Origin of the sequence: Streptomyces sp. 8N616 (assembly GCF_052246385.1) — a bacterium.
GTDB lineage: Bacteria > Actinomycetota > Actinomycetes > Streptomycetales > Streptomycetaceae > Streptomyces.
Window position 1 is genome coordinate 97,107 of the sequence record NZ_JBQQBY010000026.1, and the last position, 22,140, is coordinate 119,246.

General features: G+C 72.1%; 21 protein-coding genes and 2 pseudogenes. 13 read left to right on the forward strand and 10 right to left on the reverse strand.

Features of this window, described 5'->3' with window-relative positions; all coding sequences use genetic code 11:
• The first annotated feature begins 205 nt into the window (after window positions 1-205).
• On the forward strand, window positions 206-670 hold the full coding sequence (locus tag ACTWQC_RS23555) for a sec-independent translocase (protein ID WP_443317779.1): 465 nt from the start codon (window positions 206-208) through the stop codon (window positions 668-670).
• Between the two features lie 117 nt (window positions 671-787).
• Complete coding sequence (locus tag ACTWQC_RS23560) at window positions 788-1,525, forward strand: hypothetical protein (protein WP_443317780.1); 738 nt, start codon at window positions 788-790, stop codon at window positions 1,523-1,525.
• A 133-nt stretch (window positions 1,526-1,658) separates the two neighbouring features.
• On the opposite strand, the gene ACTWQC_RS23565 is transcribed toward ACTWQC_RS23560, so the two are convergent.
• The gene (locus ACTWQC_RS23565; protein ID WP_443317781.1) at window positions 1,659-2,816 is read right to left on the reverse strand and encodes an Mrp/NBP35 family ATP-binding protein; all 1,158 of its coding nucleotides are present in this window, start codon (window positions 2,814-2,816) and stop codon (window positions 1,659-1,661) included.
• Window positions 2,817-3,057: 241 nt separating this feature from the next.
• Between ACTWQC_RS23565 and ACTWQC_RS23570 the strand changes: the two genes are divergently transcribed.
• A complete protein-coding gene (locus ACTWQC_RS23570; protein ID WP_443317782.1) occupies window positions 3,058-3,816 on the forward strand; it encodes a hypothetical protein in 759 nt (252 codons plus the stop codon).
• Between the two features lie 79 nt (window positions 3,817-3,895).
• Here ACTWQC_RS23570 and ACTWQC_RS23575 read toward each other — a convergent pair whose 3' ends face one another.
• A complete protein-coding gene (locus tag ACTWQC_RS23575; protein ID WP_443317783.1) occupies window positions 3,896-4,426 on the reverse strand; it encodes a hypothetical protein in 531 nt (176 codons plus the stop codon).
• Between the two features lie 597 nt (window positions 4,427-5,023).
• Between ACTWQC_RS23575 and ACTWQC_RS23580 the strand changes: the two genes are divergently transcribed.
• Complete coding sequence (locus ACTWQC_RS23580; RefSeq protein ID WP_443317784.1) at window positions 5,024-5,929, forward strand: DMT family transporter; 906 nt, start codon at window positions 5,024-5,026, stop codon at window positions 5,927-5,929.
• A 34-nt stretch (window positions 5,930-5,963) separates the two neighbouring features.
• On the opposite strand, the gene ACTWQC_RS23585 is transcribed toward ACTWQC_RS23580, so the two are convergent.
• Window positions 5,964-7,073: a magnesium and cobalt transport protein CorA gene (locus tag ACTWQC_RS23585; RefSeq protein WP_443317785.1), complete on the reverse strand. Its 1,110-nt coding sequence runs from the start codon at window positions 7,071-7,073 to the stop codon at window positions 5,964-5,966.
• A gap of 503 nt (window positions 7,074-7,576) precedes the next feature.
• On the opposite strand from ACTWQC_RS23585, the gene ACTWQC_RS23590 reads away from it, so the two are divergent.
• The 4 genes from ACTWQC_RS23590 to ACTWQC_RS23605 all read left to right on the forward strand — a co-directional run bounded on the left by ACTWQC_RS23590 (window position 7,577) and on the right by ACTWQC_RS23605 (window position 10,618).
• Window positions 7,577-8,173, forward strand: a complete 597-nt coding sequence (locus tag ACTWQC_RS23590) for a suppressor of fused domain protein (RefSeq protein ID WP_443317786.1) — start codon at window positions 7,577-7,579, stop codon at window positions 8,171-8,173.
• Window positions 8,174-8,280: 107 nt separating this feature from the next.
• The gene (locus ACTWQC_RS23595; protein WP_443317787.1) at window positions 8,281-8,919 is read left to right on the forward strand and encodes a DUF6758 family protein; all 639 of its coding nucleotides are present in this window, start codon (window positions 8,281-8,283) and stop codon (window positions 8,917-8,919) included.
• Between the two features lie 148 nt (window positions 8,920-9,067).
• Window positions 9,068-9,925: a PHP domain-containing protein gene (locus tag ACTWQC_RS23600; RefSeq protein WP_443317788.1), complete on the forward strand. Its 858-nt coding sequence runs from the start codon at window positions 9,068-9,070 to the stop codon at window positions 9,923-9,925.
• Window positions 9,926-10,012: 87 nt separating this feature from the next.
• Complete coding sequence (locus ACTWQC_RS23605) at window positions 10,013-10,618, forward strand: MarC family protein (RefSeq protein ID WP_443317789.1); 606 nt, start codon at window positions 10,013-10,015, stop codon at window positions 10,616-10,618.
• A 108-nt stretch (window positions 10,619-10,726) separates the two neighbouring features.
• On the opposite strand, the gene ACTWQC_RS23610 is transcribed toward ACTWQC_RS23605, so the two are convergent.
• Window positions 10,727-10,879, reverse strand: a complete 153-nt coding sequence (locus tag ACTWQC_RS23610; protein WP_443317790.1) for a hypothetical protein — start codon at window positions 10,877-10,879, stop codon at window positions 10,727-10,729.
• A 258-nt stretch (window positions 10,880-11,137) separates the two neighbouring features.
• Here ACTWQC_RS23610 and ACTWQC_RS23615 point away from each other — a divergent pair, with 258 nt between their 5' ends.
• On the forward strand, window positions 11,138-12,109 hold the full coding sequence (locus ACTWQC_RS23615; RefSeq protein ID WP_443317791.1) for an NYN domain-containing protein: 972 nt from the start codon (window positions 11,138-11,140) through the stop codon (window positions 12,107-12,109).
• 32 nt (window positions 12,110-12,141) lie between these two features.
• Here the strand turns inward: ACTWQC_RS23615 and ACTWQC_RS23620 are convergent, their stop codons facing one another.
• Both ACTWQC_RS23620 and ACTWQC_RS23625 read right to left on the reverse strand, forming a co-directional pair.
• Window positions 12,142-13,080 (reverse strand): alpha/beta fold hydrolase, encoded by a 939-nt coding sequence (locus ACTWQC_RS23620; protein WP_443317792.1) that lies wholly within the window; start codon window positions 13,078-13,080, stop codon window positions 12,142-12,144.
• Window positions 13,081-13,482: 402 nt separating this feature from the next.
• Window positions 13,483-15,286 (reverse strand): annotated as a pseudogene (locus ACTWQC_RS23625) (DEAD/DEAH box helicase); the annotation flags it as partial.
• A 259-nt stretch (window positions 15,287-15,545) separates the two neighbouring features.
• Between ACTWQC_RS23625 and ACTWQC_RS23630 the strand changes: the two are divergent.
• Entirely contained in the window at window positions 15,546-16,304 is a 759-nt protein-coding gene (locus ACTWQC_RS23630) for a ferritin-like fold-containing protein (protein WP_443317793.1), read from the forward strand.
• A 91-nt stretch (window positions 16,305-16,395) separates the two neighbouring features.
• On the opposite strand, the gene ACTWQC_RS23635 is transcribed toward ACTWQC_RS23630, so the two are convergent.
• The 4 genes from ACTWQC_RS23635 to ACTWQC_RS23650 form a co-directional block, all read right to left on the reverse strand.
• Window positions 16,396-16,665, reverse strand: coding sequence for a hypothetical protein (locus tag ACTWQC_RS23635; RefSeq protein ID WP_443317794.1), 270 nt, complete (start codon window positions 16,663-16,665; stop codon window positions 16,396-16,398).
• 178 nt (window positions 16,666-16,843) lie between these two features.
• Window positions 16,844-17,071, reverse strand: coding sequence for a DUF3107 domain-containing protein (locus tag ACTWQC_RS23640; RefSeq protein ID WP_443317795.1), 228 nt, complete (start codon window positions 17,069-17,071; stop codon window positions 16,844-16,846).
• A 141-nt stretch (window positions 17,072-17,212) separates the two neighbouring features.
• The gene (locus ACTWQC_RS23645; RefSeq protein WP_443317796.1) at window positions 17,213-17,854 is read right to left on the reverse strand and encodes a TetR/AcrR family transcriptional regulator; all 642 of its coding nucleotides are present in this window, start codon (window positions 17,852-17,854) and stop codon (window positions 17,213-17,215) included.
• 178 nt (window positions 17,855-18,032) lie between these two features.
• Window positions 18,033-18,254 (reverse strand): hypothetical protein, encoded by a 222-nt coding sequence (locus ACTWQC_RS23650; protein ID WP_443317797.1) that lies wholly within the window; start codon window positions 18,252-18,254, stop codon window positions 18,033-18,035.
• Between the two features lie 125 nt (window positions 18,255-18,379).
• On the opposite strand from ACTWQC_RS23650, the gene ACTWQC_RS23655 reads away from it, so the two are divergent.
• The 3 genes and pseudogenes from ACTWQC_RS23655 to ACTWQC_RS23665 all read left to right on the forward strand — a co-directional run.
• Window positions 18,380-19,378, forward strand: coding sequence for an alpha/beta fold hydrolase (locus ACTWQC_RS23655; RefSeq protein ID WP_443317798.1), 999 nt, complete (start codon window positions 18,380-18,382; stop codon window positions 19,376-19,378).
• A 380-nt stretch (window positions 19,379-19,758) separates the two neighbouring features.
• Complete coding sequence (locus tag ACTWQC_RS23660) at window positions 19,759-21,117, forward strand: DUF3152 domain-containing protein (protein WP_443317803.1); 1,359 nt, start codon at window positions 19,759-19,761, stop codon at window positions 21,115-21,117.
• Between the two features lie 350 nt (window positions 21,118-21,467).
• A pseudogene (locus tag ACTWQC_RS23665) lies at window positions 21,468-21,964 on the forward strand (ATP-binding cassette domain-containing protein); the annotation flags it as partial.
• Between the last annotated feature and the right edge of the window lie 176 nt (window positions 21,965-22,140).

Here is a 22,140-nt window from a genome sequence, read left to right on the forward strand (position 1 = left end):
CACAGGCCGGCGCACCACCCCATGCGCCACCCCGCGCAGCGGCGCACCCACCGGTCCACCCTCCGGCCCGCCCCACCGCCCGATGCGGTGCATCGGGCCTCGTACCCCCCACCGTGGTACCGGCCCACCCGGGCGGCCCGGTACCGTGGAGCGGGCCCGGACCCTCATCGACTTGCGGGCCGTGGACATCTCAAGGAGCTGCAAGGTGTTCAATGACATAGGCGCACTCGAGCTGGTCGCGCTCGTGATCCTTGCGGTACTCATCTTCGGTCCCGACAAGCTCCCCAAGCTCATCCAGGACGTCTCGCGCTTCATCCGCAAGGTGCGCGACTTCTCCGAGAACGCCAAGGCGGACATCCGCAGCGAGCTCGGTCCCGAGTTCAAGGACTTCGAGTTCGAGGATCTCAACCCCAAGACGCTCGTCCGCAAGCAGCTCATGGACAACGACGAACTCGGGCTCAAGGAGATCCGCAACGGCTTCGACTTCCGCAAGGACGTGTCGGAGGTCGCCGACGCCGTGCACGGCCGCGAGAGCGCTTCTTCGCACGCGTCGGGTGGCGCGTCAGGCGGCTCGTCGTCCGGCTCGCCATCCAGCGGCTCCGATCTGCTGCGCAAGCGCGATCAACTCGACCAGGGCGAGCGTCCGCCCTTCGACTCCGACGCCACCTGATCCCCCCGTATGTCCGACTGGACCGACCGGTGTGGCTATCCTCCCTGTGTCCGGGGTGAGATCGCCCGAGGGGCGGGTGGCCCTAAGACAGAGGGGCAACAAGGAGGCGCCACGCAGATGGACACGACGGGTCGGGTAGGAGCGCAGGGGGCGCTCGGAGCGCCCAGCACGTCCGACGATGTGGAGGCCGGAAGAGCGCCCCAGGAGGAGGTGGCGGGCGTTCGCCGCGGTCTCGAGGGCTATCTGCTCGCCGATTTTCCCTGGTACGGGCTGGACGAGGCCTTCACGGGGCCGCGCTGGCTGATGCAGGTGGGTGCGGCGGCGGACGGCACGGTCGAGCACGGCTCGACGGGCCATGGCGATGAGCCGACCGTCCGGGTCGAGAGCGAGCACGACCAGCAGCGCTTCGCCGTGGTCGTGACGGTCGCGAGCCGCCCGGTGCGGCGCAGCGCGGACGGCACGGGCGTCCTGGAGGCCACCTCGGTCTCCTCGGCGGCCTGGCTCGCCGGTTCCGGACTGCTGTCGTGCACCTGGCCCGCCCAGATGGAGCGGGTGCTCCGCGACGACTGGCTGGAACAGCAGACGGCGATCGCCTGGGAGCTGGCCGACGACCTGGACGGCCCGTCGTGGACGACGCTGACCCTGCCGGTGGACGGCGTGCCGACGCCGTTCCACTACCGCGAGTCCGAGTACGGCTGGGTGCTCGCCGGTTCGGCGATCGAGGGGCGCGGCGACAGCCGCTCCAGTGGAGCCGGTGCCTGCACCGGGGTTCACATCGGGGCGTACGGGCGGGGGATGAGCGCTTACGGTCTGGGGTTCTCGGTGGTCAAGGACATCTCCGAGTACGGCAACTGAGCCCTGACGGCGGCCTGACATGAGGGGCCCGGGTCCTGCCAGGACCCGGGCCCCTCACGACGTACGAGCAACCGCCGCCGACACCTCAGAACTTCCGCCGAAGAACTTCCGCGTGAGAACTGCCGTCGGCCCCTCAGAACTTGTTGCGCGGGGTGATCCCCAGCGACATCCCGGCCAGGCCGCGCTCGCGCCTGCCGAGCTTGCCCGCGATGGCCAGCAGCGCGCTGCCCGCAGGCGAGTCCGGGTCGGTGATGACGACCGGCTTGCCCTCGTCGCCGCCCTCCCGCAGCCGTACGTCGATCGGGATGGCGCCCAGCACCGGCACCTCGGCGCCCGTGGTCCTGGTGAGCCCCTCGGCCACTCGCTGCCCGCCGCCCGTGCCGAACACGTCCACGATCTCGTCGCAGTGCGGGCACGGCATCCCCGACATGTTCTCGATCACGCCGACGATCTTCTGGTGCGTCTGTACGGCGATGGAGCCCGCGCGCTCGGCGACCTCGGCCGCAGCCTGCTGAGGCGTCGTCACCACGAGGATCTCGGCGTTCGGCACCAGCTGGGCCACCGAGATCGCGATGTCGCCCGTTCCCGGCGGCAGATCGAGCAGCAGCACGTCCAGGTCACCCCACCACACGTCGGCCAGGAACTGCTGGAGCGCGCGGTGCAGCATCGGCCCGCGCCACACCACCGGGGCGTTGCCCGGGGTGAACATGCCGATGGAGATGACGCTCACGCCGTTCGCGGACGGCGGCATGATCATGTTCTCGACCTGGGTGGGACGGCCCTCCACGCCGAGCATGCGGGGCACCGAGTGGCCATAGATGTCCGCGTCGACGACGCCGACCTTGAGCCCGTCCCGCGCCAGGGCCGCCGCGAGGTTGACCGTCACCGAGGACTTGCCGACGCCACCCTTGCCGGAGGCCACCGCGTACACCCGGGTCAGCGAGCCGGGCTTCGCGAACGGCACCTCGCGCTCGGTCTGCCCGCCGCGCAGCGACGCCGCCAGCTCCCGGCGCTGCTCGTCGCTCATCACGTCCAGCTCGACGCTGACCCGCGTCACGCCCGCGACCTCGGACACCGCGGCGGTGACCTCGCGGGTGATCGTGTCGCGGAGGGGGCAGCCGGAGACCGTGAGATAGACACCGACCGCCACCGCTCCATCGGCCGCGATCTCCACCGATTTGACCATCCCGAGGTCGGTGATGGGGCGGTGGATCTCCGGGTCGTTCACCGTCGCGAGCGCGGCGCGCACCGCCTCTTCGGCGGGGACGGAGTCGTGCGTGTCGGTAGCCATGCCCTGATGGTACGGCGACCGAGGCGGCCTCCGGAAAGAGCCGTGAGCGATCGGCGGGCCCATATGGCGAGCGTCACGCTCACGCGCGCGTGCGTCCGGAGCAGGCACGCGTCGTCGAGGTGCCCGCGAAGCCGGTCACTCCCGCGCGCGTGGGACCGGACGGCTGCCCTCCGCCTTACCGGAACCCCCCGGTACGCTGCGTCTGCTGTCGAGGCCACCTCAACCTGGAGGCAGAACAAACGTGGCTGCATACCCCCGCACACGGAACGCCGCGCTCGTCGGAGCGGTGTGCACGGCGCTCGCCGTGGGGCTCGTGGGGTGTGGAGCCGAGGAGGACCCGGACGCCGGTACGAACGGCCTGGGGAAGCTCTCTCCACGGAAGATCGAGAGCAGGGCCCTCAAAGCCGTCGAGGGGGCGGGCGCGGTGCGGCTCTCGGGCAGCGTCGTCACCCGGGGGCGCACGTACACGCTCGATATGCGGCTCAAGCAGGGCAAGGAGGGCGGCGGAATCGGCCAGCTCTCCACCAAGGGCAAGACCTTCGAGATGCTGCGGGTCGGCGACGACCTCTATCTGAAGGCCGACGCGGACTTCTGGGCCAGCCAGGGGGGCGGCAAGCAGTCCAAGTCTGACGCGGAGGCGGCCAGCAAGCTCGATGACAAGTACGTCAAGGTGCCGACCGGCGACCCCGCGTACAAGCAGCTCAGCGGCTTCACGGACATGGACCTGCTGCTGGACGGGCTGCTCGACCTGCGCGGCGGCCTCGGCACGGGCGAGCGCGGGACGGTCGGCGGGGTCCGTACGATCCGGATCACCGGCGGGGACGGGTCCGGCGGGGCGGTGGACGTGTCCCTGGAGGGGACGCCGTATCCGCTGCGGCTGGAGCGGGCGGGGGACGCGGGAGTCCTCGAACTCGCCGACTGGAACAAGGACTTCACCCTGAAGGCGCCCAGCAAGGACCACATCATCGACTACGGCAGGCAGATCACGGCGGGCAGCTGAGACCCGCTTGCGGCGCGGGCTGGGGCGGCCCGGACTCGGGCGGCCCGGGCTCGGGCGGCTCTGGCTCCCCGCGCGGGTACTAGGCGCGCTTCTTCCTGCCCCTGCGGAGCAGCTTGGGCAGGGCGGCCGGGATCGGGCGGCGGGTGGTGGCCGGGGTCGCCACGGGTGCGGCCGCCAGCGAGCCGTCCGGGAGCTCGGCCGTGGAACCGGCGGGCTCCAGCCGCAGGACGCGGCACTCGCGCGCCCAGCGCTCGGCGACGTGCTCCGCGTCCGGGGTGTTCAGCCGCTTCGCCTTGAGCTCCGCTACCGCCGCCTCCCACGGCTCGCTGCCGGGCGCGAGCTCCGCCACGCGCGCGTGCCAGGTGACGAGGCGGCCGCCCTTGTCCTTGCTGCGCACGGTCACGGACGCGGACGCGCTGTCGTCCAGGGCCAGGCCGTCGAACGGCTGCTCGCCAGGTCCGTCGCCCACGAGGCAGACGGCCCCCTCGTGCCATACGTGCCACAGGGCGCGGGCGGGTACGGCAGCACCGTCGCCGCGGACCCAGATGAGGCCGGACTTCTTGGTGGCCTCCTCGATGAGGGCGCGGTCCATGAGGGTCGTCTGCGTCATGGCCCTCAGCTTAGGCCTCGCCGGCCGGGCCGCTCCGCGCCGGAGGGCCTCCCCCCTCCGGGCCGGGGTGTGTTCGCCCGCCCGTTGCTGTAGGTGCCCGAGCCTTGGGCACCCGCTCACCCCGCGCGGCCCCGCCATGCTCCGCAGGGGTCGGCCGGATCGGATCTCAGAGGGCTGCCCTGGCGGACACCGCCGGGCCGCCACCCGGCCCCATGGCAGGGCAGGCACGGACCGTACCGGGTTGTGTGGGAGCGCGCTGGAAGGCCAGAACCTCGCCGCCGGAGGGCGGATTCGCCGAATACGGCGCGGCCTGTTGCAGCCGCGCCGGAGCGCGTCGTTCGGCGGTTGCGAGCGGGCATGCGCCTGGGCCTCGCAGCTCCAGGCCCTGCGGGCGGCCGCACCGTGCTCCGCAGGCCGTCCAGCGGCTGGATGGTCAGTTCCATGGGCTTGTCATGCGCCTTACGCTGGTGAGGTCCGCCACCGCCCGTCCGCCCGCCCTCACCGCCGTCCTGCGAGGATTCCGTGCCGCGAACCACACCAGCCCGGCAGCGCGCTCACGCGCCCGCCGGAGGCGGATCTGCGCGGGATGCCGTGAGCGTGAGGTCGCCTCAGGCGCGGCTCGATCTGCTGTTGCTCGCGGTCGCGATCTCCGGGATCTCGCTCTCCGCGCCGCTCATCGCCGCCACCGCGGCCCCGGCCCTGGCCATCGCGTTCTGGCGGAACGCGATGGCGGTCGGGGCGCTGTCGCCGTTCGCGCTCGTACGGCACCGGGCCGAGCTGCGCGGAATGGGCCGCAGAGCGCTGCTGCTGTCCGCCGCGGCCGGGGGGCTCCTGGCGCTGCACTTCGCGCTCTGGCTGCCCAGCCTGCATCTGACCTCGGTGGCGTCGTCCACCGCGCTGGTGACCACGACGCCGATCTGGACCACGCTCGTGCTGCGGATGCGCGGCCACCGGCCGCCCGCGCTGGTCTGGGCGGGTACGGCCGTCGCGTTCCTCGGAGTCCTGCTGCTCACCGGCGTCGACCTGTCGCTGTCGCCGCGTGCGCTCGCCGGCGACGCGCTCGCCCTGGGCGGCGGCATCGCGGCGGCCGGCTATGTGCTGATCGGGTCCGAGGTGCGGCGGAGCGTGAGCACGACCGCGTACACGTACGTCTGCTACGCGACGACGTCCGTGCTGCTCCTGGTCACCTGCCTGGTGTCCGGCTCCGCGCTCGCCGGGTACAGCGGCGAGACCTGGCTGAAGCTCGGCCTGCTGACCGTCGCCGCCCAGCTGCTCGGCCACACGCTGATCAACCGGGTCGTTGGCGGCCTCGGCCCGTCCATCACCTCGACGGCCATCCTCCTCGAGACCCCCGGCGCCGCCCTCATCGCGGCGCTCTGGCTCGGCCAGACCCCGCCGCTCGCCGCGTACCCCGCGCTGGCCGTGATCCTCGCCGGCCTCGCCCTGGTGATCACGGGAGACCGGCGCAGAACCGCGGTGTCGGCCCCGCCCGTGGAGGTCTAGGGGCCTGTTCGGCCCTGGAGCCGGCCGTTGCGGCCTAGAGCCAGCCGTTGCGCTTGAATCCGCGGTGGATCGAGAAGCAGATCGCCACGATGGCGCCCATGACCAGCGGATACCCGTACTTCCAGTGCAGCTCCGGCATGTGGTCGAAGTTCATGCCGTAGACCCCGCAGATCATGGTCGGTACGGCGATGATCGCCGCCCACGCCGTGATCTTGCGCATGTCCTCGTTCTGCGCGACGGTCGCCTGCGCCAGGTTGGCCTGCAGGATCGAGTTGAGCAGATCGTCGAAGGACACCACCTGCTCGTTGACCCGCGCCAGGTGGTCGGCGACGTCCCGGAAGTACTTCTGGATGTCCGGGTCGACCAGCCGCATCGGCCGCTCGCTCAGCAGCTGCATCGGACGCAGCAGCGGTGAGACGGCCCGCTTGAACTCCAGGACCTCGCGCTTGAGCTGGTAGATGCGGCCCGCGTCGCCGCCTCGCGCGGTGCCGCCGCCCGGAGCCGAGCTGAAGACGTCGATCTCGACCTCGTCGATGTCGTCCTGTACGGCGTCGGCGACGGCGATGTAGCCGTCCACGACCTGGTCGGCGATGGCGTGCAGGACCGCGGAGGGCCCCTTGGCCAGGAGCTCGGGGTCGTCCTCCAGCCGGTGCCGCAGCGCGCGCAGCGAGCCCTGGCCGCCGTGCCGGACCGTGATGATGAAGTTCCGGCCGGTGAAGCACATCACCTCGCCGGTCTCCACCACCTCGCTGGTGGCGGTCAGCTCGGCGTGGTCCACGTAGTGGATGGTCTTGAAGACGGTGAAGAGCGTGTCGTCGTAGCGCTCCAGCTTGGGCCGCTGGTGGGCGTGGACGGCGTCCTCGACCGCCAGCGGGTGCAGCCCGAACTCCTGGGCGATACCCGCGAATTCCTGCTCCGAGGGCTCGTGCAGCCCGATCCAGGCGAAGCCGCCGTCGGAGCGGACGCGCTCCATGGCCTCGGTCGGGGTGAGGTGGTCCTTGACGCGGCGGCCGTCCCGGTACACCGCGCAGTCCACGACGGAGGTCAGGGCACCGGACGGGTCGGCGGCACCGGGTCCGTAGCCGGTGTGGCCCTTCCGCAGGGCAGGGCGGACGGCGGCGCGCAGTTCGCGGATCATCGACATGGGCAGGCTCCTTCACGGGCCGGCCGTCGGCGGCAGGCGTGCACCGCCGCCCGGAATGCGGACGTACGGCACTGTACGTCGGCAAAGCGGGCGGCACTGCCATGCGTACCGCGGTGACGGCTTGACGCTCAAGACGGGTCAGGATGAGACGAAGGTCGCTCTTCCGGCGTCCGCGCATCGCCTGGAATCCCGGCGAAAACTCAGTGGTTTCGCCGCGGGACGGCGGGGTACGTCAGGCTCCAGGCGCCAAAACAGGGCAGGCCGCGGAAGAGCTGCTGATACTGCACGGTCGACTGGGATCCACCGCAGCCCCACCTCCTCCGGCCGGTCCCCCGTGGGGGAAGCACCGATCGCGGCACGGCGCGCGCCGCGAGACTGACTGGTCGGCAGGGCGAGAAAAGAGTGGTGATGCACCCTGCCCTGAACCAGCGGCCAAGACTATCAGCCGACCGCAGCGTCAAGTCGCTGCTTTGCCTCTTGGATACGCGTTCTATGCTCACGCCATGTCAGACGTTCTTGAGCAGGTCGAGGCCCGGCTGCTGACGGCGCTCGGCGAGCCGGACGCGCGGGCCGCCGTCACCTTCCTCGGCACCGACCGCATCGAGGTCCTCCGTTTCCTCGACGACTCGGGCGACGGCGATGTGGTGCGCTACGCCACACTCGGCATGTCGGCCCAGCCCATGACCGACCCGGCGGCCGCCCTCGCCGACCCGGTCCGCGGGCCCCGCGCCGAGTTGCTGCTCTCCGCGCGGGCCGGCCGCGCCGACACCGACAAGGTGCTCAGGACTCTCGCAGTCTTCGCCGCGTCACCGCAGGTCGAGGGGGTCGTGGTGGCGCCGGGAGCCTCGCTCGACCTCGTTGAGCCGCTCTGGCCCGGGGCGCCCTTCACCTCGGTTCTCGTGGCCGAGTCCGGCGGTCTGGTCGCGGACCTGGAGCTGCCCGCGCCGATGGACCCGGTCCGCTTCCTGCCGCTGCTGCCCATGACCCCGAACGAAGCGGCCTGGAAGCGGGTGCACGGCGCGGGCGCGCTGGAGAAGCGCTGGCTGACGTACGGCACTGACCTGCGGGATCCGCTGCGCGGCGGCGTACCGCTGGACTGAGTCCGTACCGGGCGCGGGGGCCCGGATGCGGGGCCTTCCCGGAACGCGGCCTCCGGACGGGTGATCGTCCTTGACGCGACGACGGAGCGGTAGGACCGTTGGGGCCTATGAGGGGCGAACCCAGTTGCCCGAAGTGCGGTGGCCGGGTCAGGGCGCCCGGCCTCTTCTCCGACTCGTGGCAGTGTGATGTGCACGGCACGGTGCACCCTCTGCAGCCGGTCATTCCGCCGAGCGTCGAAGCGCTCGGCGTCGTCGTGAACCGGGCCAAGGTGCCGGTGTGGATGCCATGGCCGCTGCCGATCGGCTGGCTGTTCACCGGCGTGGCCTGCGCGGGCGACGACCGCAGCGGCGGCCGCGCGACCGCCGTCGCGTGCTCGGGCCCGGGCCCGGTGGGGGGCATGGGTGAACTCCTGCTGGTCGCCGAGGAGTTGGGCGTCGGGCTCGGCGCGCGCTACGCGGGCATCCCCGGCCCCGACCCCGGCCCGTACATGTCCGTGGACCAGTCGCCCCACGTGAAGGTCCTCGCCGCAGGCCGGCCCACCCCGCTCTGGCACGTCGAGGGCGTGCCCGCGAACCGCGCGGTCTTCGCGGGCGAGGCGCGCGGGCTGTGGCTCTGGGCGATCCTCTGGCCCGAGCAGTCCGGGCTGCTGCTGTACGACGAGCTGGTGCTCACCGATCTGCGGGACGCCGGGGCCGAGGTGGAGATGGTCCCCTGCGGTGCCCTGACCCCGCGCATCCTCTCCTGAGGCGTGCGGCCGAGGCGTCCTGAGGCGTCCTGGGCGGCCCTGCCCCCTCCTGGCCTTCCTGCCCCGGGCTCTCGTGACGGGAGAGGGATTCGGCGCGGTTATCCTGGAGCGTCCCCCTCGTCCGACGACCGCAGCTTGGAGCCGTGCCGTGCGCATCGATCTGCACACCCACTCCACTGCCTCGGACGGTACGGACACCCCCGCCGAGCTCGTACGGCACGCGGCCGCGGCCGGGCTCGACGTCGTCGCGCTCACCGACCACGACACCGTCGGCGGCCACGCGGAGGCGACCGCTGCGCTGCCCGCCGGACTGACGCTCGTCACCGGCGCCGAGCTGTCCTGCCGCCTCGAGGGGATCAGCCTGCACATGCTGGCGTATCTCTTCGACCCGGACGAGCCGGAGCTGGCCCGCGAGCGGGAGCTCGTACGCGATGACCGGGTGCCCCGCGCGCAAGGCATGGTCGCCAAGCTGCGCGAGCTCGGCGTGCCGGTCACCTGGGAGCGGGTGGCCGAGATCGCGGGGGACGGCGCAGTGGGGCGGCCGCATGTGGCCACCGCGCTCGTCGAGCTCGGCGTCGTCGACAGCGTCTCGGACGCCTTCACCCCGGACTGGCTGGCCAACGGCGGCCGGGCGTACGTCGAGAAGCACGAGCTCGACCCGTTCGACGCGATCCGCCTGGTCAAGGCGGCGGGCGGGGTCACCGTCTTCGCGCACCCGCTGGCCGCCAAGCGCGGCGAGACCGTCCCCGAGAGCGCCATCGCCGAGCTGGCGTCCGCGGGCCTCGACGGCATCGAGGTCGACCACATGGACCACGACACGGCGGCGCGGGCGCGGCTGCGCGCCATCGCCGCCGACCTGGGCCTGCTGACCACGGGCTCCAGCGACTACCACGGCGGGCGCAAGGCCTGCCGCCTCGGTGAAAACACCACCGACCCCGAGATCTACGGCGAGATCGTGCGCCGCGCGACCGGCGCGTTCCCCGTGCCCGGCACGGGCGGCAGCTGAGCCGGAAGTCCGCCCCCGTCCCCCTTCCGCCCGAGGTGTGCTCGCGCCGCGTACGCGTACGCCCCTGTCACGCAAGGCCTCATCACCGTGTTCGACTTCGCCGTATTCGGATCTCTCTTCGTCACCCTCTTCGTCATCATGGATCCGCCGGGGATCACGCCGATCTTCCTCGCCCTGACCTCCGGCCGCCCCGCCAAGGTCCAGCGCAAGATGGCCTGGCAGGCCGCGGCCGTCGCCTTCGGCGTCATCGCCGTCTTCGGCATCTGCGGACAGCAGATCCTCGACTATCTGCATGTCTCGGTGCCCGCGCTGATGATCGCGGGCGGTCTCCTGCTGCTCCTCATCGCGCTCGACCTGCTGACGGGCAAGTCGGAGGAGCCGACGCAGACCAAGGATGTCAACGCCGCGCTGGTGCCGCTGGGCATGCCGCTGCTGGCCGGTCCCGGCGCGATCGTGTCGGTGATCCTGGCCGTGCAGCACGCGAAGGGCTTCGGCGGACAGCTGTCGGTCTGGCTGGCCATCGCCGCGATGCACGTCGTGCTGTGGCTGACCATGCGCTACTCGCTGCTGATCATTCGCGTGATCAAGGACGGCGGGGTGGTGCTGGTGACCAGGCTGGCCGGAATGATGCTCTCGGCCCTCGCGGTGCAGCAGATCATCAACGGCGTCACGCAGGTGATCAACGGCGCCTGAACGTCCGGTCGGCGAACCTGTGACGAAAACCACGAGCGCCCCCATACATCGGTGTACGGGGGCGCTGTCGTCTTCGCGCGCTGAGCGTCGGGTTCGAGCCCTGAAGCGTTACCGGGCCGCGGTTTGGGCCGGGCGGATGTAGATGCGCTGGCCGGTTGCGGCCGCCTGGTGCACGATCCGGTTGACGGAGGCGGCGTCCACGACAGTGCTGTCCACGGCGGTGCCGTCGATGTCGTCGAGGCGCATGATCTCGAAGCGCATGGCTTCTCCCTTCGTCTGATCCTCCTGCAAGGAGAACTGCTGGTGCGGGTTCCACACTGGTCCCGCGCTGGGTCACGGCCGTTGCCCGACCGTTAAGAGTGGATTGCGACGTTCAGTGACGCAGGTTCCATATGAGTCAACCGAGGTGGACCCTGAAAACATTCCCTACGCTAACGAAAATTTTTGGACACCTAACTACCCGCGGGTAGGGCGACCAGGTTGTGCCCTCTGGAGGGCCACCCGGACAATGAGGCCGGTATGAACGAAGCACAGCCCCCGGGGCCGCCCGCCGACCGCGCCGTGGCCGACCGTGCCGTGGTCGACCTCGCCGCGGTCGCGGCCGGCATCGAGCAGACGAACGAGCTGCTCCAGCGCGTGCTGGCCAAGGTCGCGACCACGCCCTCGATCCACGCGGTCTTCGCGGACGCGGGCTATGTGTACGCGGCCGTGGGCCGGCTGGTCGCGGGAACCGAGGACCGGCGGGCCTTCGACCTCGACGCCGAAGGACTCATCGAGGCGTTCATCGACAAGACCCGGACGATCTTCCCGGACAGCAGGCTGCTGCGCGTCTACTGGTACGACGGCGCCCGGCGCCGCCTCCACACCACCGAGCAGCAGCGCATCGCCGAGCTCCCGGACGTGAAGGTCAGGCTCGGCAACCTCAACGCCAACAACCAGCAGAAGGGCGTCGACTCCCTGATCCGTACGGACCTGGAGACGCTCGCGCGGCATCGCGCGATCAGCGACGCCGTGCTCATCGGGGGCGACGAGGACCTGGTCTCGGCGGTCGAGGCGGCCCAGGGCTACGGCGCGCGGGTGCACCTGTGGGGCATCGAGGCGCTCACCGGCCGCAACCAGGCCGATCCGCTGCTCTGGGAGGTCGACAGCCAGCGGACGTTCGACCTCGACTTCTGCAAGCCGTACGTGACGCGGCGGCCACTGCTGTACGAGACGTACGGCGAGGCCTTGGCGGGCGGGGCGGCGTGTCCCCCGCCGGGCCGCGACGACGTGCGCTTCGTCGGGGCGCGGATCGCCGCGCAGTGGCTGGTGGAGCGCGGCCGGGAGACGCTCGCCGAGCTGCTGCCCGGCCACCCGTATCTGCCCGGCTCGACCGATCAGGAGCTGCTGATCGAGGCCGAGGGGCTGCTCCAGCACTCGCTGCGCGGCCATGCCGACCTGCGGCGGGTACTGCGGGACGGCTTCTGGGACCACCTGCAGGCGCAGCTCTAGCCGCGCGGCGTCCTGGTCGCCACGGCACACGCTCAAGCCACAGTCGGGTACTCCTGCTCCCAGAAGTCGGCGAGCGCGCGGGCGGTGGGCTCGGGGCGCTCGGCGGCGGGGGAGTGTTCGGCGTCCTGGATCACGGTGCGGCGGGCGCCGAGGCGTACGGCCATGTCGTCCATCAGCGGCACCGGCCACGCGTAGTCGACCGCCCCGGACAGCACGTGCTTCGGGAGCGGTACGGCCGCCAGCTCCGGCACCCGGTCGGGCTCGCCCATCAGTTGCCGTCCGGCCGCGATGAGCTGCTCGGGGACCGTGCTGAGCCAGCGGCGGTGCAGGAACTCGGCGACGTCCGGCGGTGTCGACGCCTCCGCGGCCTCCGGCGGGTCGAGCTCGCGCATCGCGCGCCAGACGGCCTCCATGTCGGCGCGGGTGGAGACGAGCGCGTCGATCAGCATGCTGGTGCGCTTCTGCTGGGTCTTGGCGATGGATGCGGGACCGGAGCTCATGAGGGTGAGGGAGGCGAAGGGGGAGGGGTCCTTGATCACGGCGGCGCGGGTGATCAGGCCGCCGAGGGAGTGCCCGAGCAGATGCAGCGGGCTGCCGCCGGTGCCGCCGTCGATGCCGCCGGCGGTCGTGCCGTCCGTGCTGCCGCTGCCGCCGAGCGCCGCGGCGGCCTGCGCGAGGACGTCCTGGGCCAGCTCCTCCTGCGCGTAGCCGCTCTCGTCGCGCGGGCCGCCGGACTCGTGCTGCCCGCGGCCGTCGACCGCGAGGACCCGGAACCCGCGCTGTGCGAGAGGTTCGAGGAGAGCGATGAAGTCCTCCTTGCTGCCGGTGAACCCGGGCACGAGCAGCGCAGTGCCGCGCTGCAGGGCCCCGGCGGGAGGCGCGGCCTCGTGGACGGCGAAGTCGCCGCGCGCGGTGTGGAGGGTGTGCGCGCGGGCGCACGGGGGGAGGGCGAGGAAGGGCGGCCTGCTCATGCGGACGAGGCTATCCGCCGCACACGCCAAGCCGCTGCCGCCGGGCCGTTCCGCCTGCAACCAGCCCTCCCTTCGGCCTCTGGCCCCCGTTCCCGTGGGTGCCCGGCGGTTGGGCACCCAGGGTTCCCGCGGGCGGAGCGGATTGGTACGAGCCCACGGCCACGCCTCGGGCCAACAGGTTTCAGTTGGCGCCCCGGGCCGGGGGCTGCGGTTCCTGCGGGCGGGGCGGGGTGGTGCGAGGCCGCGGGGGCCGGCGGCGTTGGCCTGGTGGCCGCACCCCTGCGGCAGGGTGTCGGCCTCTGGGCGCGATGGGTTCCACGCGGGCGGTCATCGGAAACGCCGGTGGCCCGCCCCCCCACGTGGGGGGCGGGCCACCGGCGTTGTTGCTGTGGAGGGTCAGCTCTCCGGGGTAGGCTCCGCAGCCGTCGTGCGGGAGCGGGTGCGGCGGCGACGGCGGGGCTTGGGGGTTTCGCCACCCGAGTCCGCCGAGTCCGCAGAGCCCTCCGCTGCCGCGGGCTGCGCCTCGGACTGGGCCGCCGACGCGGCCTCCGGAGCCGCCCCGGCACCGCCGCGCGTACGGCGCCGGCGTCGCGGACGCTTCGGGGCGTCCGCCGGAGCCTCGGCGGCCTCCGCCGTTTCGGCCGTGGTCGCCGTGGCCGTGGTCGCGGCCTCCGCCGCGTCCCCGTCCACCGGTACGCCGCCCCGCATCCGGCGGCGCTCACGCGGCGCGCGGGTGCGCTTCGGCCGGTCCTCCGACTCCGCGGAGGAGGACCGCCCGCCACGCGCGCCGCGCTTGCCGCGGCCGCCCGTCTCGCCGAGGTCCTCGATCTCCTCCGCGTCGAGCCCCGCCCGGGTCCGCTCGGCACGCGGCAGGACGCCGGTGATGCCCTCGGGGATGCCCAGCAGCTCGTAGAGGTGCTCGGAGGTGGAGTACGTCTCCTCCGGCTCGTCGAACGGCAGGTCCAGCGCCTTGTTGATCAGTTTCCAGCGGGGAATGTCGTCCCAGTCGACGAGCGTGACCGCGATACCCGACTTGCCCGCGCGGCCGGTGCGGCCGATGCGGTGCAGGTAGGTCTTCTCGTCCTCAGGGGACTGGTAGTTGATGACATGGGTCACGCCGTCGACGTCGATACCGCGCGCCGCGACGTCCGTGCACACCAGCACGTCCACCTTGCCGTTGCGGAAGGCGCGCAGCGCCTGCTCGCGCGCCCCCTGGCCGAGGTCGCCGTGCACCGCGCCCGACGCGAAGCCGCGCCGCGAGAGCTGCTCCGCGATGTCGGCCGCGGTCCGCTTCGTACGGCAGAAGATCATCGCGAGGCCCCGGCCGTCGGCCTGGAGGATGCGGGAGACCAGCTCCGGCTTGTCGAGCGAGTGCGCGCGGAAGATGTGCTGGGTGGTGTTGGCGACGGTCTGGCCCTCGTCGTCCGGGGCGGTGGCCCGGATGTGCGTGGGCTGCGACATGTAGCGCCGCGCCAGCGAGATGACCTGGCCCGGCATCGTCGCCGAGAAGAGCATGGTCTGGCGCCTGGCCGGAAGGAGCTGGATGATCTTCTCGACGTCGGGCAGGAAGCCCAGGTCGAGCATCTCGTCGGCCTCGTCGAGGACGAGGACCTTGACGGCGGACAGCCGCAGCTTCTTCTGCCCGGCCAGGTCCAGCAGCCGCCCGGGGGTGCCGACGACCACGTCGACGCCCTTCTTCAGGGCCTCGACCTGCGGCTCGTACGCCCGGCCGCCGTAGATCGACAGCACGCGGACGTTACGGACCTTGCCCGCGGTCTGCAGGTCGTTGGTGACCTGCTGGCAGAGCTCGCGGGTGGGGACGACGACGAGCGCCTGCGGGCTGTCGCACAGCTGCTCGGGCTTGGCCCGGCCGGCCTCGACGTCCGCGGGGACCGTGACGCGCTCCAGCAGCGGAAGACCGAAACCGAGCGTCTTGCCGGTTCCGGTCTTGGCCTGTCCGATGACGTCGCTGCCGGAGAGGGCTACGGGGAGCGTCATCTCCTGGATGGGGAAGGGGGCTGTGATGCCAACGGCCTCAAGGGCCTCAGCGGTCTCGGGAAGGATCCCGAGTTCTCGAAACGTAGTCAGGGGTTTCGCCTCTTCTGTGAAACGCGGCGGGGGAGGGCGAGGAGGGTCGTAACCGCGCCCCGGAGTCAATCGGCCGTGGGTGGCCGCCATTGGCGCAGGACCACTGACTCTCGCGCATCCACTCGCGCCGCGAGCGGGCCCCTCGCTCAGCGGCGCGCACAAGACGCACGCTCCGCGGGGAGGGCTGTCGGTCGGAGCCGATCGGGCCAACGACCGGGCATCCGCATTCATCAGATCACCCACCGTGTTCCCGGTGGGCTCATTACCACCATACCCCGGATTCGCGCACATGTGTTGGGTCATTCGTGTGGCCCGGTGCGTCGCGCGTGCCTGACCAGGGACTTCCGTACGGGCGTGAGCGGGCTATTGTGCGCTCCATGGAGACGCCTGACGAGACCACCGCCACCGCCGAGACCGACACCGGAAACGCCGAGAAGCTCACCGGGATCGCTGCCCTGGACTGGGCCCGGGCATCCGCGGAGCCGCAGTACCGGGCGGCCGTCGTGGACCTGCTCGGCGCCCTGGCCTACGGCGAGCTGGCAGCCTTCGAGCGGCTCGCCGAGGACGCCAAGCTGGCGCCGACGCTGGAGGACAAGGCCGAGCTGGCGAAGATGGCCTCCGCCGAGTTCCACCACTTCGAGCAGCTGCGGGACCGGCTCGCGGCGATCGACGTCACCCCGACCGAGGCCATGGAGCCGTTCGCGGCCGCGCTGGATGAGTTCCACCGCCAGACCGCGCCGTCCGACTGGCTCGAGGGCCTGGTCAAGGCGTACGTCGGGGACTCGATCGCGAGCGACTTCTACCGGGAGGTCGCGGTCCGGCTGGACTCCGACACCCGCGACCTAGTGCTCCGGGTGCTCGACGACACCGGGCACGCGTCGTTCGCCGTCGAGAAGGTACGGGCCGCGATCGAGGCCGACCCGCGGGTCGGCGGGCGGCTCGCGCTGTGGGCGCGGAGGCTGATGGGCGAGGCGCTCAGCCAGGCGCAGCGGGTCGTGGCGGAGCGGGACGCGCTGTCGACCATGCTCGTCGGCGGGGTCGCGGACGGCTTCGACCTGGCGGAGGTCGGCAAGATGTTCTCGCGGATCACCGAGGCGCACACGAAGCGGATGGCCGCGCTGGGCCTCGCGGCCTGAGCCGGCGTCCCGTACGGCTTCCGAGCCGGGGTCCTGCTACGGCTCACGAGCCGAGGGCCTCTATGGCTGCGGCCCGGCGGTCCGAGAACCGTCAGGCCGCGGCTGATCGGCGGACCCAGCGTCCTGCGGGCCTGATGAGCAGCGACAGCAGGGCCACGCCCACGACGAGCGCCCCGAGCAGCGTCGCGAGCGGGTATCCCGAGCCCACGACGGTGTACGTGATGAGGCCGCCGAAGAGGGCGGCGACCGCACCGGTGGTCAGCACCAGAGGGCGTGCCGGGAGCCGCTCGGGCAGCCAGCGGGCGGCCGCGTAGGCGGCTCCGAGGCCGATGAGTACCGAGCCGAGCGCTTCCAGGATCATGTTCTCGTCCCTCCCGCACAACAGCCGAACAGCAGGTGCAAACCGGTCCACGGCCGTCGTACCCCCGCCTCTCGGAACGTAATCCTCCGCACTCGGCCAGTGGGGGACACACGTACGGCGGCCCGGTGGTCGAATCCGACCGCCGGACCGCCGGCACACGTTCTGCTGGTCAGCGTGGTTACGCGGCGCCGAAGCCCACCTTGCGGGCAGTCGGCTCGCCGATCTCCACGTAGGCCAGCCGGTCGGCAGGAACCAGGACCTTGCGGCCGTGGTCGTCCACCAGGGTCAGCAGCTGCGCCTTGCCGACGAACGCCTCCGCCACCGCGCGCTCGACCTCCTCGGCAGACTGCCCGCTCTCCAAGGTGATCTCGCGGGGCGCGTGCTGCACGCCGATCTTGACCTCCACGGCTTCGTCCCTCCGACGGTCAGTTGGGGTGCGCGGTCAGCCGCGCCGTACGCAGCACACATTAGCCCGGTGCGGGGGCCTGCAAGCCGTCAGCCGTGCACGCCTGCAGCGAACAGCGGGCGGGGCGGGTGTGCGCCGCGGTCAGTGCGGCTGGCTCGCGCCGTGCAGCGGGAAGCCGGCGATGCCGCGCCAGGACAGCGACGAGACGAGCTTGGCGGCCGCGTCGCGGTCCAGCTGCTGGCCGGAGCCCAGCCAGTAGCGCGCCGTGATCTGCGCCATGCCGCACATCCCGACCGCGAGCAGCATCGCCTGTTCGCCCGGCAGGTCGGTGTCCTCGGCGATGACCTCGCTCACGGCCTTCGCGCAGTCCAGGCTGACCTTGTCGACGCGTTCGCGGACCGCGGGCTCGTTCGTCAGGTCGGACTCGAAGACCAGCCGGAAGGCGCCGCCCTCGTCCTCGACGAACGCGTAGTAGGCGTCCATGGTGGCGGCGACGCGCTGCTTGTTGTCCGTGGTGGAGGCGAGCGCGGCGCGCACCGCCTGGAGCAGGGCTTCGCAGTGCTGGTCGAGCAGGGCCAGATACAGGTCCAGCTTGCCGGGGAAGTGCTGGTAGAGCACCGGCTTGCTGACTCCGGCCCGCTCGGCGATGTCGTCCATCGCGGCCGAGTGGTAGCCCTGCGCGACGAAGACCTCCTGGGCCGCGCCCAGGAGCTGGTTACGTCGGGCTCGGCGCGGCAGGCGCGTGCCTCGCGGGCGCGCCTCGGTCTGCTCGATGGCTGTCACGCCGCCTCCCAATGGGTTGTTCCGCTATGCGGCTGGGTTGTGCCGCTGTGCGGCGACGCCGTGTCCGCCGCGTCCGCCATCGTACTTTTGGGTAACCCAGGTGTGCGCGGTGCGGGCCGAGAATTTCACTGACCGGACACTCTGTGCGGCCTGCGAGGGGGCTGACAAAAGGGGCAGGTCACCGGTAGTCGTCCTCATTCAGCTCGACCACCCGGGTCTGCTCGCTGGCGTCCGCGGGGTTCGCGGAGTCCAGCGAGCGCTCTCCCAGGGGCGCATCGCGCTGCTCCACCAGCTCGGCATGCTGCTCGGCGGCGTCGGCCTCCGGGGCCTCGACGTCGTACTCCTCCGCCTCGTCGATATCGTTCTCGAAGGTTTCCGGATCGGTCGGGTCGACAGACATGGTGGCTCCCCTTTCCAGGGCGAGCGCCCTCTACACGAGCCTATGAGAGGCCGTGCCCGGGCGCCATGACTTGGTGTGATGGCGAACACACAAACCACAGCGTGATCGTCTCGTAACATTGCCGCATGTCTTCGACCGAGCTGCCGGGTACCCGCGCCGCGCACGCGGCAACCCACGCGCGCGGTGCCCTTGCCGGCAGAGGGGAGGAGATGCGGCCGGTCGCCCTGCCGGGGCTGAATCTGGCCGTACGGGCCCGGCCGCCGGCCCGCGAAGGGTTGCCGCCCGCGCTGTACGTCCACGGTCTCGGCGGCTCCTCGCTCAACTGGTCCTCGCTGATGGAGGCGCTCGAGGACCGGGTGGACGGCGAGGCCATCGACCTTCCGGGGTTCGGGTACTCGACTCCGCCGGACGACGGCGATTACTCCATTTCGGGGCATGCGCGGGCCGTCATCCGCTATCTCGACGCCGCCGGGCGCGGGCCCGTGCACCTGCTCGGGAACTCGCTGGGCGGGGCCATCACCACGCGCGTGGCCGCAGTCCGGCCGGACCTGGTGCGCACGCTCACGCTGGTCTCGCCTGCACTGCCCGAGCGGCCCCCGCAGCTGTCGGCGCTGCCGACCGCGCTACTGGCGGTGCCCGGCGTGACGTCCCTGTTCGCCCGGCTGACCAGGACGTGGACCGCCGAGCGGCGCACCCTCGAGGTGCTGGGCCTCTGCTACGGCGATCCGGGGCGGGTCGACCCCGACGGCTTCACGGCGGCGGTACGTGAGTACGAACGGCGGCTCAAACTGCCGTACTTCTGGGATGTGATGGCCCGTTCCTCGCGCGGGGTCGTTGACGCGTACACGCTTGGCGGTCAGCATTCCCTGTGGCGGCAGGCGGAACGGGTGCTCGCGCCGACGCTGCTCGTGTACGGCGGCCGTGACAAGCTCGTCTCCTTCCGGATGGCGAATCGGGCCTCCCAGGCCTTCCGCGACTCGCGGCTGCTGACCCTCCCGGAGGCCGGGCACGTGGCGATGATGGAGTATCCCGAGGCGGTTGCGCGGGCCTTCCGCGAGCTGCTGGATGACGAGGTGGCCGCGGATACGGGTGCGGCCGGGGCCGGCGATGCGGGCAGGAGCTGAATCGACGCGTGGGACGTCATAGCCGTCGCGGCCGCACGGAAGCGGCCGACACCACGGAGATAGCGCCGGGGCGGGACGCCGCCTCCGGCGCAGCCGCCGCCCGGAGCGCGCCGGGCCCCGCGACTCCGCCGCCGGGAGTCCGCGGCGGTCACCCCGAACAGCGCGAGCCGGGCGGCGCCTGGGGCACCCCGCCGTACGGCACCCCCGCCGCCCACCAGGGGGCGCCGCCGCAGGGTGTGCCGCGTGGGCGGGGTGGGGGGCCGGGTCAGCCGACTCCGGCGCAGGGTGTGCCGCAGTTCGGTGGACCGGGGGGTCGTGCCGGGCAGGGGACGCCGCCGCACGGTGTGCCGCAGGCTGGCGGCGGTCGTGCCGGGCAGGGGATGCCGCCGCAGGGTGTGCCGCAGGCTGGCGGTGGACGCGCAGGGCAGGGGGCGCCGCCGCAGGGTGTGCTGCGTGGGCGGGGTGGGGGGCCGGGTCAGCCGACTCCGGCGCAGGGTGTGCCGCAGTTCGGTGGGCCGGGGGGTCGTGCCGGGCAGGGCACGCCGCACCATGGTGTGCCGCAGGCCGGTGGCGGTCGTGCCGGGCAGGGGATGCCGCCGCAGGGCGGGGCGCGGGCTCGTGGTGCTGGGGATGCGACGCCGGCGCAGGGGGTTCCGGTTTTCGAGGGCGGCCAGGGCCGCGGGCGTCCGGGGACGCCCCCGCACGGTGTGCCTGCATATGGCGCGGCTGGGCGGCGCGCGCCCGGGGCCGTTGCCGGATCCGCGGCGGCCGCCGCCGTACAAAACCCGCCGGGAGGCGTCTTCGTGCCGCGGCCGCGCCAGGAGTTCATCGATGCCTTCGATGACGACGTCTACCCCGCCGGGGCTTCGGACCCGGGGATGCCCGATGAGGAGCCGGCGCTCGACGACGCCGAGGCCGGTGCGCGGCGCGCCAAGGGCGGGAAGGGCCGGGCCTTGACCGGCGTCGCGGCCGCGGCCGTCACCACCGTGCTCGCCGTCGTCGTCGCAGGCCAGATGGCCGGCGGCGATCTGACCCGCAGCGTGTCACCGGCCACGACCGACGTCCCCCGCAAGGACGACGGCGACGCCTCCCGCTCCGACAACCGGCCGACACCCTCCAGGCCCCCCGCCGCGCCCCTGACGTACGCCCAGAAGATGGCCGCCACGTACCCGCTCGACGAGAAGCTCGCCGGGTCCGGCGACTTCGAGGCCGTCGGCGGGCACGACAAGGCGCCCGGCAAGGGCCAGGTCGTGCGCTACCGCGTGGACGTCGAGAAGGGACTTCCGCTCGACGGGGCGCTCTTCGCGCAGGCCGTGCACAAGACCCTCAACGACGAGCGCAGTTGGGGCCAGGGCGGCACCCGCACCTTCGAGCGCGTCTCGTCCGGGGACGCGGACTGGGTGATCACCCTCGCGAGCCCCCGGACCACCGCGACCTGGTGCGCGAAGTCCGGCCTGGACACGACGGTCGACAACGTGTCCTGCGACTCCGCCTCCACCGAGCGCATCATGATCAACGCGTACCGGTGGGCTCAGGGCGCGGAGACGTACGGCGACGACAAGATGTTCGCCTACCGGCAGATGCTGATCAACCACGAAGTGGGCCACCGGCTCGGGCACAGCCACGAGGGCTGCCCCAAGACGGGTGCCCTGGCGCCGGTCATGATGCAGCAGACCAAGTACCTGGCGACCGACGGTGTCATCTGCAAGCCCAACCCCTGGCCCTTTCCGAGGAGTTGAGGGCCCGCGCTGACAGGGGCCGAAAGCCGCTCGGCCTGAGTTCGTTCATATGTCTGCCCATGTCGCACCGTCCCGTCACCGATCTCACCGCCATTGAGCTGGCGTTCATCGGCGTGACCCGACACCGCGTAGCCGACGCCCTCTGTCGCTGACGCCTGACCCGACGCGCGTCGGACTTCCTGAATCCAGGGCCTTCAGCCCCGACTTTTTACGCTCTCGACCGCGCCCCGGGCGACTTCCGTCTGCAGGCGCAGTCCCACGTTTCTCCGTACGGGCGACCGTCGCTGCTGCCTGCCACCCATCCCTTTCCGCTCGCAGCAACCGAGAGGTCCTTTTCCGATGCGTCAACTGTCGCCGACCCGCTGCGTGCGGCCGGCGAGCGCGACGAGGCACGTATCCACGCGCGCGTGGAGGAGCTGCTGGAGCGGGTCGGGCTCGATCCGGATCAGTACCACCGCTATCCGCACGAGTTGTCCGGCGGCCAGCGCCAGCGCGTCGGCATCGCCCGCGCCCTCGCGCCCGGGCCCCGGATCGTCGTCTGCGACGAGCCGGCCTCCGCGCTCGACGTCACCACCCAGGCCCAAGTCACCTCGTTGCTCGCCGAGTTGCAGCGGGAGCCGGGCCTCGCGCTGGTCTTCATCGCGCACGACCTGGCGGTGTACGGGACGTCAGCGATCGGGTCTCGGCCATGCGTCAGGGGAGGATCGTCGAACAGGGGGCGGTCGACGAGGTGTACGGTGCGCCGCAGCACGCGTACACCCGGCAGCTGCTGGGCGCCGTACCGGCGCTCGACCCGGGGCGCGCGGCGGCCCGCCGCACTACCCGGCGGCAGCTCGCGCCCGTCTGACCTCCCGTCTGACCTGCTGGTCACCCGCGCGTGACCAGCAGGGCGGGCGCGGGCGATCCCGGTGTCCGGCCCGGGGTCCGGCGCGGCACGGGGATTCGTACCGCGTCGCAACGCCGATCTCCCTCGAAAGTCACGTCCGTTCACCCCTTCCGGTGGAGGGGTGGGAAACCGTCCAC